The sequence below is a fragment of the Candidatus Thiosymbion oneisti genome (assembly GCF_004359955.1).
Classification (GTDB): domain Bacteria; phylum Pseudomonadota; class Gammaproteobacteria; order Chromatiales; family Chromatiaceae; genus Thiosymbion; species Thiosymbion oneisti.
In genome coordinates, this window is record NZ_SMSC01000152.1 from 1 (window position 1) to 447 (window position 447).

Genomic DNA, 447 nt, shown 5'->3' on the forward strand with positions numbered 1-447 from the left:
CTGAGCATCGACCACCGCATTGACGCTTGGCGGAATAGGAAATAGTTAGTAAAAATAGAGGCTTACGTCTTACTCGGCCGGTTGCGCAATGGCCTGGGCATTGCTTGCTGCTTTTCGCCGGGCGCAGTAACCCCTGAGCGCGCCCACGCCAAGCCGGTTGACCACTCGGAGCAGGTTGTAGCCCAGCACCATCAGGCTCATCTCAGCGCGGACCTTCTTGAAGCCACGCACCAGGAAGTGATCCCAACCGAACCAGCGCTTGAGGGACCGAAGGGGTGTTCGACCAAACCGGCGCGCTGGCGCATTCGTGTGGCCCCCTGTTCAGCCATCCGTTGCCGATGGGTCTCGACCACCTGGGCGTGCTCGCTGCGGTAAATACTGCGCGGGGCGCCGGAGTCGGGCAGGCATACCGCCTTCAGCGGGCAATCCTGGCACTGACTGGCCGGG

General features: G+C 62.4%; 1 protein-coding gene. It reads right to left on the reverse strand.

The genetic code is table 11. From position 1 onward, the window contains the following. Window positions 1–69: 69 nt before the first annotated feature. Window positions 70–231: a hypothetical protein gene (locus tag E1958_RS22225; RefSeq protein ID WP_166664724.1), complete on the reverse strand. Its 162-nt coding sequence runs from the start codon at window positions 229–231 to the stop codon at window positions 70–72. Window positions 232–447 lie beyond the last annotated feature (216 nt).